This is a genomic window from Alcanivorax hongdengensis A-11-3 (genome assembly GCF_000300995.1).
GTDB classification, from domain to species: domain Bacteria; phylum Pseudomonadota; class Gammaproteobacteria; order Pseudomonadales; family Alcanivoracaceae; genus Alcanivorax; species Alcanivorax hongdengensis.
Map to the genome: position 1 here is coordinate 19,875 of NZ_AMRJ01000034.1, position 10,604 is coordinate 30,478.

At 63.1% G+C, this 10,604-nt stretch carries 11 protein-coding genes and 1 other RNA gene; 5 read left to right on the forward strand and 7 right to left on the reverse strand.

The genetic code is table 11. The features are described 5' to 3' along the window. Positions 1-137 precede the first annotated feature (137 nt). The 5 genes from A11A3_RS15220 to A11A3_RS15240 form a co-directional block, all read right to left on the reverse strand. Entirely contained in the window at positions 138-1,139 is a 1,002-nt protein-coding gene (locus tag A11A3_RS15220) for a Fe(3+) ABC transporter substrate-binding protein (protein WP_008930221.1), read from the reverse strand. A 28-nt stretch (positions 1,140-1,167) separates the two neighbouring features. After that, positions 1,168-2,403, reverse strand: coding sequence for an FAD-dependent monooxygenase (locus A11A3_RS15225; RefSeq protein WP_008930222.1), 1,236 nt, complete (start codon positions 2,401-2,403; stop codon positions 1,168-1,170). A 149-nt stretch (positions 2,404-2,552) separates the two neighbouring features. After that, positions 2,553-3,734 carry an FAD-dependent monooxygenase gene (locus A11A3_RS15230; RefSeq protein ID WP_040297290.1) on the reverse strand — a complete coding sequence of 394 codons (1,182 nt, stop codon included), beginning with the start codon at positions 3,732-3,734 and terminating at the stop codon, positions 2,553-2,555. A 237-nt stretch (positions 3,735-3,971) separates the two neighbouring features. After that, on the reverse strand, positions 3,972-5,291 hold the full coding sequence (gene pepP / locus A11A3_RS15235; protein ID WP_008930224.1) for a Xaa-Pro aminopeptidase: 1,320 nt from the start codon (positions 5,289-5,291) through the stop codon (positions 3,972-3,974). 43 nt (positions 5,292-5,334) lie between these two features. After that, on the reverse strand, positions 5,335-5,922 hold the full coding sequence (locus A11A3_RS15240) for a UPF0149 family protein (protein ID WP_008930225.1): 588 nt from the start codon (positions 5,920-5,922) through the stop codon (positions 5,335-5,337). A 197-nt stretch (positions 5,923-6,119) separates the two neighbouring features. On the opposite strand from A11A3_RS15240, the gene A11A3_RS15245 reads away from it, so the two are divergent. From A11A3_RS15245 to A11A3_RS15255, 4 genes are all read left to right on the forward strand, one after another. Then, positions 6,120-6,332 carry a TIGR02449 family protein gene (locus A11A3_RS15245; RefSeq protein ID WP_008930226.1) on the forward strand — a complete coding sequence of 71 codons (213 nt, stop codon included), beginning with the start codon at positions 6,120-6,122 and terminating at the stop codon, positions 6,330-6,332. A 34-nt stretch (positions 6,333-6,366) separates the two neighbouring features. After that, positions 6,367-6,678, forward strand: a complete 312-nt coding sequence (locus tag A11A3_RS15250; protein ID WP_008930227.1) for a cell division protein ZapA — start codon at positions 6,367-6,369, stop codon at positions 6,676-6,678. Between the two features lie 66 nt (positions 6,679-6,744). Further along, positions 6,745-6,929, forward strand: a non-coding RNA gene (ssrS, locus tag A11A3_RS17575) — 6S RNA. 25 nt (positions 6,930-6,954) lie between these two features. Next, on the forward strand, positions 6,955-7,539 hold the full coding sequence (locus A11A3_RS15255; protein ID WP_008930228.1) for a 5-formyltetrahydrofolate cyclo-ligase: 585 nt from the start codon (positions 6,955-6,957) through the stop codon (positions 7,537-7,539). On the opposite strand, the gene A11A3_RS17835 is transcribed toward A11A3_RS15255, so the two are convergent. After that, on the reverse strand, positions 7,511-7,669 hold the full coding sequence (locus A11A3_RS17835) for a hypothetical protein (RefSeq protein ID WP_157375768.1): 159 nt from the start codon (positions 7,667-7,669) through the stop codon (positions 7,511-7,513). The genes A11A3_RS15255 and A11A3_RS17835 overlap by 29 nt on opposite strands. Positions 7,670-7,899: 230 nt before the next feature. Next, complete coding sequence (ilvA, locus tag A11A3_RS15260) at positions 7,900-9,417, reverse strand: threonine ammonia-lyase, biosynthetic (RefSeq protein ID WP_008930229.1); 1,518 nt, start codon at positions 9,415-9,417, stop codon at positions 7,900-7,902. Between the two features lie 155 nt (positions 9,418-9,572). Here ilvA and rpiA point away from each other — a divergent pair, with 155 nt between their 5' ends. Next, positions 9,573-10,226, forward strand: a complete 654-nt coding sequence (gene rpiA / locus A11A3_RS15265) for a ribose-5-phosphate isomerase RpiA (RefSeq protein WP_008930230.1) — start codon at positions 9,573-9,575, stop codon at positions 10,224-10,226. The last annotated feature ends 378 nt before the right edge of the window (positions 10,227-10,604 follow it).

The window sequence follows — 10,604 nt, forward strand, 5'->3', positions numbered from 1 at the left end:
GTCACACAATTACAAAAATACACATATGTGTACTCTTGTTCGCGCCGGGACTCGGAAATGTGACGTAAGCCCTTTGCTTATAGTCTCAGCAACAGGGCTTAGCATTGTAAAAAATGTGAACGAACGTACAAAAACGATCAGGGATAATCGACTTCCGCCATCAGCGCCTCGGCCTGCTGCTGCAGGCTGCCGGCCAGGGCCACCGGCAGGTCACTACCGCGAAAACGCCCCCAGGACGCCACCGCCGCCGGCGGGTTGACCGCCGCGTTGACCGGGTACTCCAGGTTGCCATTGGCCAGCAGCTGCTGGGCACGGGGCTGACTGAGCCATTCCAGCAACTGGGTGGCCGCCACCCGGTGGGGCGCGTACTGGGTGACGCCGGCGCCGGTGATATTGATGTGCACGCCCTGGCCCCGCTGGTCCGCCCAGCGCAACGCCAGCGGCAGCTGGGGATTATCCTGCTTGAGACGGCCATAGAGGTAGCTGTTGACGATACCCACGTCACACTGCCCGGCGATGATCGCTTCCATCAGGGCGGTGTCGTTGGCAAACACCTGGGTGGCCAGGTTGTTCACCCAGCCGCTCAGCACCCGCCGGGTCCAGGCGGTGCCATGGCTGGCGATCAGAGTCGCCACCAGGGAGCGATTGGCCAGGTTGTCCGCCGAGGTCAGACACAGCCGCCCTTTCCAGGCCGGTTCCGACAGGGCCGCATAGCTGGACAGGGTCTGCGGGTCCACCCGTTCGGTGGAGTAGACCAGGGTGCGGGCACGTTTGGTGAGGGCAAACCAGCGCCCGGCGGGATCGCGCAGGTACATGGGAACATTGGCGGACAACACCACCGATTGCAGCGGGCTGAGCACATCCCGGCGGGCGGCCAGCCACAGGTTGGCCGCGTCGGATACCATCAACACATCCGCCGGTGTGCTGCGCCCTTCCCGGTGCAGACGGGCAATCAGCTCAGCGGCGCTGCCGGTCACGTAGCGCACCGGCACACCACTATCATCGCTGTAGGCCTCGAACAGCGCCTTCATCAGGGCATCGTCCCGGGAGGTGTAGACCACCATGGGCGAGTCACTGGTCGGTTCGCTACAGCCGGCCAGCAGCGACAGCAGGGTGATCACCAGCGCGGCAACACGCATATCCTTTGCTCCGAAAAATAAGGCGATTTCAGTGGGGCGCTTGCCGACCACTGGCACGGGCCAGGGCTGGCAGATCGCCGCCTCGGCCCAGGGCCTGCTGAATGAAAAACCGTCGCACCGGGGCGGCACCGTTAACCCAGCGCATGCCGGTGTTGCGCAACAGCCGCAGCGGCATTTCGCGGCGCTCGAACAGGGCCTTGAAGCCGCGCATGGCATTCTGCATCAACAGGTTCTCGCCGCGCCGGCGGCGCTGATAGCGTGCCAGCCCCTGCGGGTCGGCACAACCACGCCCGGCGCCACGCATGCGCGCCACTTCCTCGGCCAGCACGCCGGCATCCAGCAGCCCCAGATTGACCCCCTGCCCGGCCAGCGGATGAATCACGTGGGCGGCATCGCCCACCAGCGCCAGAGCCCTGGCCACATATTGACTGGCATGGCGCTCTTCGATGGGGAAACAGGGCCGCTCGCTGACCAGGGTTACCGCACCCAGCGCTTCGCCACAGGCGCCCTGCAGACGGGCGACGAAGGCCTCCGGCGGCAAGGCGCGCAGTTCCTCAATCAGCGCCGGCCAGCCGGACCAGACGATGGAACACCGGTGACCATCACCAAACAACGGCAGCAGGGCCAGCGGCCCGGACTCCATGAATACCTGGCGGGCGCAGCCGCCGTGGGGCTCGGCGGTGGCAATGGTGGCCACCAGCGCATGGTGCCCAGAGGCGCGCGGACCGGCACTGATACCGGCACTCTCGCGCACCAGCGAACGGGCGCCATCGGCGCCCACCAGCAAGTCCGCCTCGAACACCTGGCCGCCACTGTGCACCTGCCAGCCATCGCCGTGGCGCTGCAGTTGCTCCACTGTGGCCTGGCAACGCCAGTCCAGATTGTCGAGGGCCTCACCGGCCCGGTACAGGGCCGCCGTCAGATGGCCGTTTTCCACCAGCCAGCCCAGGCTGTCACTGCCCACTTCCGCGGCATTGAAGTTCACCTCGCCGGTGCCGTCCTGATCCCATACCTGCATGGCCTGGTAGGGCTGCAGCCGCGCCGGATCCAGGTGTTGCCAGGCGCCGGCATGGCACAGCAGGTGATAGCTGGCTTCGGTCAGCGTGGACACCCGCAGCTGCGCGTCCCCTTGAGGGAACTGCGGCTCGGGCGCGCCATCCAGCACCGTCACCGCCAGCCCCTGTTGCGCCAGCAACAACGCCAGCAGCCCCCCGGTCATACCGCCGCCAACAATCACAATGGTGTCTTGCGTCTGTTCCGTCATCCAAGGTTCCTGAAACCGTTTAGCGCGTGAGCTGCAGGCGCTTGTGGGCTTTTCGCACAAACCACTCGATGGATTCGCTTGCAGGCAAGCTCCTACAGTGGCGAGATAGCGCCGGTTGTCATTGTCAATTTTCAACTATCAATTGCCGCTTACAGCCCCATGGCCCGGCGGGCAAAGCCACGGCGCAGGCCCGGGAAAATATCCAGCGCCACCAGCCCCAGCTGGCGGGTGTGGGCGAACAGCGGTTGCTGCACACGGAACAGCTCCGGTAGCCAGCGCGACGCCTGGCCGATCAGGGCCTGGTCCGCTTCGCGGGCCTCTACATAGGCATTGAGCCGGGTCAGATCACCGGGATTTTGCGCACCGCCGACCTGCTCGGCCAGCAGGGTCAGATCGCGCACCGTCAGGTTAAAGCCCTGCCCTGCCACCGGATGCAGGGTGTGGGCGGCATTGCCCACCACCACCGCAAACGGCACCGCCTGGGCACAGGCATGGCTGAGCACCAGCGGGTAGCGCTGGCGCTGGCCCATGGCGGTCAGCATGGGCGCGTCTGCCGGGCGGCATTCGTTAAGGGTGGTCAGCAGGGTGTCGTCATCCTGTTGCATCCAGTCATCCACCTGTGCCCGCGGCCCGGTCCAGACCAGCGCCACTCGCTGGCCGGGCAGAGGCAACAGCGCAAGCGGACCCTGGTTGAGAAAGCGCTCATAGGCGATACCCTGGTGATCACCATCGAGCGCCAGGTTGGCGATCAGCGCATCATGGCCCAGGTCAGTGCGCCGGGCACTGATGCCCAGCCATTCCCGGGTTTGCGAATTGGCGCCGTCGGCGGCAATCAGCAGGGGGGTATGCAGGGTGTCACCGTCGTCCAGGGTGGCCTCATAACCATCCACCCGGCGGCGGATGCCGGTGAGGCGGGCCGGTGCCCGCACCGTGATGGCCGGATCGGCGTAGACTGCCTGCAGCAGCACATAACCGAGCCAGCGGTTTTCCACCACCGCACCCAACTGACTGAGCCCTTCTTCCTCGGCACGCATGCGGGTAATGCCCAGCCGAGACTGGCGCGACACATGCACGGTATGGATGGCCGCAGCATGCTCACGCAATGCCTGGCCCAGCCCCAGCATGTCCAGCACCTGCAGGGTGCCGGCGGACAGGGCGGTACTGCGCGCATCAAAGCTGGGCGTCAACGGCGGCGCATCGGGCAGGGTCAGCGGGTGGCTCTCCACCAGCGTCACCGGGCCGCTACCATGATGACGCAACAGCAGCGCCAGCATGGCCCCGGCCATGCCACCGCCGACTATCAGCAAAGGTTGTTGCTCTCTAACCGCCATCGATATCCACTCGTAGGGCGGAAATCGGCGAACGCCGATCTGCGCCATCAAAATCATGCAGCATTAACAGGCTGCTGACACCGCGCAACGCCATGTCGGGTATTCACCACGCTCTCCCTGACGGGCCTGCCTACAGCTGTTCTGCACGTCGCTTGTGACTGCCGGCAATGTCAAACTTACGCGGCTTCATGGCAGGGGTTGCCTGTCAGATTCACGTTATCAATTATCCATTCTCAACTATCCATTGCCCCTCATCACCGCCTCGATGTCGGCCACGTCCTTGGGCACCTCGTGGGTGAGCACCTCGCAGCCGTCTTTGGTGACCAGCACATCATCCTCGATACGAATACCGATACCACGCCACTGCTCGTCCACGGTGTCATCGTCCGGGGCCACGTAGAGCCCCGGCTCCACGGTCAGCACCATGCCCGGCTCCAGCTGGCGCCATTGCTCCTGGATGCGGTAGTCGCCCACATCATGCACATCCAGCCCCAGCCAGTGACCGGTGCGGTGCATGAAGAAGCGGCGATAGGCTTCGGTCTCGATCAGCTCGCTGACCTCACCGCTGAGCAGGCCCAGGTCCACCAGCCCCTGGGTAAGAACCTTCACCACTGCCTCGTGGGGCACATTCCAGTGGTTGTCCGGGTGAGTGGCCTCGATGGCGGCATACTGGCTGGCCAGCACCAGCTCGTAGAGGGCCCGCTGGGGCTTGCTGAAGGTGCCGTTGACCGGGAAGGTGCGGGTGATGTCGGAGGCGTAATTTTCCAGTTCGCAGCCGGCATCCACCAGCACCAGATCACCGTCATTGAGTGTCTGGCTGTTTTCGATGTAGTGCAGGATACAACCGTTGGCGCCACCGCCGACGATGCTCGGGTAGGCCGGGCTGCGTGATCCATGACGCATGAACTCGTGCAGGTATTCCGCTTCCAGCTGGTATTCGGCCATGCCAGGCCTGACCGTCCGCATAGCGCGCACGTGGGCGCCGGCGGAAATGCTGGCGGCCCTGCGCATGATCTTCACCTCGGCGGCGGACTTGAACAGGCGCATGTCGTGCAGGTGATGGGCCAGGGCAACGAATTCCCCCGGGGGCTGTGCACCGCTGCGCACCCGCTCGCGGATGCTGTTGACCCAGCCCATCAGGCGGCGGTCGAAATCCGCATCGTGGCCCAGGTCATAGTAGACCCGCTCACGGCCTTCGATCAGGCCCGGCAGGATTTCGTCGATATCATTGATCGGGAAGGCATCATCGGCCCCGAAGTCGGACACTGCACCATCCGGCCCGGCCCGGTAGCCATTCCAGATCTCCATGGTGCGATCGCGCTCGCGGCAGAACAGCACATACTCGCCATGCTCTCGCCCCGGCAGCAGTACCATCACCGCTTCCGGCTCGCCAAAGCCGGTCAGGTACCAGAAGTCACTGTTCTGCCGGTAGGGGTATTCCACGTCCCGGTTGCGGGTACGCTCCGGCGCGGCGGGCAGAATGGCAATGCTGTTGGGGCCCATGGTCGCCATCAGGTCCTGGCGGCGGCGGGCATATTCCTTGGCACTGATCGTCATTGAATCGGGCTCCTTGCTACGGCATCAGAGGGCGAGGGCTCACTCAGTGGCGTGTGGGCGGTGTCATGTCGGTGGGCGGCGCCGGTTTGTCCCGGTGGCGCATGACCAGCTCGGTGAAAATCATCAGCGCCGCCATGCGGCAGTGATCGGCCACCTGCTCGAGCATGTCTTCCTGGTCATCGCCGTCATCGTCCGGGGTTTCCACCTGGCTGATCGCCGCCAGGTCGGAAAGCGCCTCCTGGATGCCCGGCGACAGGTCCTTGTCCTTGGTGTTGGCCGAGCCGGTACCGAAACCGACCAGAAAGCCTTCGCACCACTGCCCCAGGGCCGCCACACGCAGGCCCAGGTCTTCCTCGTCGCCGGGCAGCATCAGCATGAGATCCAGGCCGGTGCCGTCCATGCCCTTGAGCGTCGCATCACGTAGCGCGAGCAACTGCTCACTCACGGCCGCGTCAAAGTGACCGTCCAGATCCGCGTGGGCGGCCAGTACCCCCATCAGCTCCGGGTCATGGCCGCCATGGCCGGTGGCCAGCAGGCCGGTGATCACCCCGTGCAGTTCACTGGGGGAGTGGGCCACGCCGGCGGCGGCCAGGCCCTGGGCCAGGGCTTCAAAATTCACACTATCGGACATCAGATGTTATCCCGCCCTCGGGTTGTGGAGTACATGAGAAATGTGCGCTAAGTGGTTACCACACTTGAATTTCATTGACCCTTACCAACCCCACACCTATAGTACAAAAAGCCTGCAATCCAAGTGGGGCGCCTTTACCGGCAACAGGTGGTAAGGTGCAGGGGAGCTTACCTTAGGCGAACAGCGTACATTTTGCCATGAAGATGGAACAACAACTAAGGCAACTGGAAGCCCGGGTGGAAGAGCTGCTGCGACTGAGCACGCGGCTGCGGCAGGAAAACCTGGCACTGCACGAGCGCGAATCCAAACTGGTGGAAGAACGTGCCCAGTTGGTGAAAAAAAATGATGTGGCGCGGGCCAAGGTAGAGGCGATAATTTCGCGCCTGAAATCCCTGGAGCAGGAATCCTGAGCCTGCTTCTTACAGTCAAGCGGTAGCGGTTGTCATGTCTAACGAAAATTCCCTGGTCATTCATTTGCTCGACAAGGAATACCGGGTCGCCTGCCCGGCCGGCGAGCAGGACCACCTGCTGGAAGCCGCCCGCTATCTGGACAAGCAGATGCGAGAAGTGCGCGATGCCAACGTCATCGGCCTGGAGCGCATCGCCATCATGACCGCCCTCAACATGAGCCACGAGCTGCTGCGCGCCCGGGAAAGCCTGACCAGTGATTCCGATAGCGAAGCACGGGTGCAGAGTCTGCTCAACCGGCTGGAAGCGGAAATCCAGGCGTTCGAGGATGCCCGCAGCAAGCTGTGACGCCGACAAAATCCCTGCCCTGTCAAGACTGACCCTGCCCGATACCACTGTTATAATAGCGGCGAGTGTTTCCTGGCCCGTTCGCCAGAGGATGATGTCCCTGAGCCGATAAAGTAATACCCGGGGGCATATATTGCCTTGTCCGTGTGCAAGTCCGCCCAATGAGCGGAAAGCCTAAGGGCAATGCTGCTGCCTCCACCTTGAACCGTACGGTTCAAGGGCCAAATCCGCAGCGGCGGACCGGGAAGCACCTTTTCTTTTCCAGCGTGGCAGGCCATGTCCGATCGCAAAACCCTGCGCCGACAGCTCCGGCAACAACGCCGCACCCTGACGCCCGGCCAGCGCCGCCTTGCCAGCCGCCGTTTCGTTCCCCAACTGATTGCCGCCCTGGGCCACCGGCCGGCCCGTCATATCGCCCTGTATCTGCCCGCCGACGGCGAACTGGACCTGCTGCCAGCCCTGGGCCATCCGCGCCTGCGCCACAGCATCGCCTATCTGCCCTGGCTGGATCCGATCCACCGTGGCCAGCTGCAGTTTCGCCGCTGGTATCGCCAGCGCAGCCTGCGTGCCAACCGCTACGGCATTCAGGAACCGGCCCATCGCTACCGGGGCCGCGCCCTGTGGGCACTGGACTGCATTCTGCTGCCGGCGGTGGCCTTCGATGAGCAGGGCTACCGACTGGGCATGGGGGGCGGTTATTACGATCGAACGCTGGCGCAGCTGGCGCGCCGACCAAGACGGCCACGGTTGCTGGCCACGGGATATGATTTTCAGAGACTGGGCAGGGATGCGCTACCGGTGGCCCCCTGGGACCAGCCGGTAGACGGCATTGTTACTGATTCGACATGGCGGTGGCGCTAACGGTGATACCGGCGCTATCTGCGTAGCGCTTGTAATCCGGCTCGTTACCACCGTGGGTGAGGCTGCTGATCAGCACCCCCAGCCCGAAGACCACTGCCAGTAGCACCAGGGCATCCGGCTTTTTATTCATTGTCACTTCCCAACACAAAAATGGTACAGCACTGTCAAAAAACTGACGCATTGGCATCAGCAAGGTTAGTACTTTAGTCTGATCGCCTTGCACATAATGCCAAGTGGGTCAAAATTTGATCATTTCAAAATGTAAAGTCAAGCAGTTAGGGGCCACTGCTAACCAATCAATAACAAAAAAGCCGCGAATGGTTGATAAACGGTCGATTTCCCGGCTCCGATGAGCCGGGTTCAGTTCAGGAAGAGCCGGTAGGCCGGGTTGTCGCTTTCTTCCACCACCGGGTAAGGCACCTTCTTGAGATCGGCGCGCAAACGACCGCGCTCGCCGGCCGCCACCTGGAACCCCACCAGCACCCGACCGTAGGCCGCGCCGTGGTTGCGGTAATGGAACAGGCTGATATTCCACTTTTCACCCAGGGACTGCAGGAACTTCATCAGCGCGCCGGGGCGCTCCGGGAATTCCACCCGGAACAGCATCTCCTCGAGATCCTGCCGGGAGGTATGGCCACCCACCATGTGACGGATGTGCAGCTTGGCCATTTCATTGCCGCTCATGTCCACCACCGGATAGCCCCGCTCTCCGAGCTCCACCAGCAGGCTCTGCAGCTCTTCGCCGCCCGGGCGCAGCTGGATGCCGACAAAGATGTTGGCATCCCGGTCATCGCTGTAGCGGTAATTGAATTCGGTGATGCCACGGCGCCCCAGGGCCTGGCAGAACGCCTTGAACGCCCCGGGCTGCTCGGGAATGGTCACGCCCAGCACCACTTCGCGCTGCTCGCCCAGCTCGGCCCGCTCGGACACATGGCGCAGGCGGTCAAAATTGACGTTGGCACCACTCTGGATCGCCACCAGCGTCTGATCCTGCACCTGGTGCCTGGCCACCCAGTTCTTCAGGCCGGCCAGGGCCAGGGCGCCGGCCGGCTCACAGATGGCACGGGTATCCTCGAAGGCATCCTTGATGGCCGCGCAGATCTCGTCGGTGGTGGCGGTGATCACCTCGTCCACGTTGTCGCGCAGCACCTTGAAGGTTTCCTTGCCGATCTGTTTGACCGCCACGCCGTCGGCGAACAGCCCCACCTCCGGCAGGGTCACCCGACGCTTCTTGTCCATGGCCGCCTTCAGGCAGGCGGCATCCTCCGGCTCCACGGCGATGATCTTCACCTCCGGGCGCACGTATTTCACATAGGCGGCCACCCCGGCAGCCAGCCCGCCGCCGCCCACCGGAATAAAGATGGCATCCAGCTCGCGACTCTGCTGGCGCAGGATCTCCATGCCCACAGTACCCTGGCCGGCAATCACGTCCGGATCGTCGTAGGGGTGGATGAAAGTCAGGTTATCGCGCTCGCGCAGTTTTTCCGCATGGGCCAGTGCCTCGTCAAAACTGTCACCGTGCAGCACCGCCTTGCCACCGCGGGCACGCACGGAATTGACCTTGATATCCGGCGTGGTGCGCGGCATCACGATGACCGCCTTGACACCCATGGAGGCCGCCGCCAGTGCCAGGCCCTGGGCATGGTTGCCGGCGGACGCACAGATCACGCCCCGTTCGAGTTGCTCCGGGGTGAGCTGACAAAGCTTGTTGTAGGCACCGCGCAGCTTGAAGGAAAACACCGGCTGCAGGTCCTCACGCTTGAGCAGCACCCGGTTACCAATGCGTTTGGAAATCAGCGGCGCGGCATGAATGGGGGTTTCCACGGCCACGTCGTAAACTCGCGATTGGAGGATGCGTTTAACGTACTTGTCGAGCATGGAGTGCAATCCGATTCCTGGCGCCAGTGAAGCTGTCTAGTCTAGGCCCTGCGCCGCACAAATGCGATTGCCGGCACGCAAACAGACGGCAAACAGGGTCGAGACTGACCCGGCTCTGCCCTATAATTGCCCGCACACAGATTCCGGGAGCACACATGGATCAGGATGCATTGAAGAAACAGGTGGCCGAGGCAGCACTGCGCTACGTCCGCGATGACGAGATCATCGGCGTGGGCACCGGCTCCACCGCCAATCACTTCATTGATGGCCTGGCCACCATGAAAGGTCGCATCAGGGGCGCCGTGGCCAGCTCCGATGCCACCGCCGCCCGTCTGGAAAGCCACGGCATCAAGGTCTTTTCGCTCAACGACGTGGACCAGCTGCCGCTCTATGTGGACGGCGCCGACGAGGTCAACAAGTACCGCGAGATGATCAAGGGTGGCGGCGGCGCGCTGACGCGGGAAAAGATCGTGGCCGCCGTGGCCCGTCAGTTCATCTGTATTGTCGACGGCTCCAAGCAGGTCAAACGTCTCGGCGCCTTCCCGCTACCGGTGGAAGTCATCCCCATGGCGCGCTCCTACGTGGCCCGCAAACTGGTGGCACTGGGCGGGCGGCCGGAGTACCGCAAGGACTTCGTCACCGACAACGGCAACGTGATCCTGGACGTGCACGGTCTCAACATCATGAACCCGATCCAGCTGGAAGAGCAGCTCAATAACCTGGTGGGCGTGGTCACCAATGGCCTGTTCGCCAAACGGCCGGCGGATATCGTGCTGGTGGGTGACAAGAAAGGCGTGCAGGAATACTGATTCGGGCCATGGGCCGATTAAAAAAGGTTCATCGCGGATTAGGGGGGAAATCGGCTTGGTCCAACGTCTGAGGTCGGACGTCGGACGCGATAGGCTGAAACCACGAACCTCAAAAATCTTCACCGGCTCGTCCCCTGTGGCAATGCTGTTTACTTTAGATGTTAAGCCCCTCTCCCCTTGCGGGAGAGGGGTTGGGGAGAGGGGCATAGGTGCGCGCGTGCAGGAGGTGCCTCGAAATCTCAGTGCCACGCCAACTGTCGGGGTTGAGATTGGCGTCCGACCTCTGACGTCCGACCTTGTACGTTTTCCCGCGATTCCGCGATGAACCTAAAAAAAGCCCGCCGATTGGCCACTGCTGTCCCACAGTTTGGGATAAAT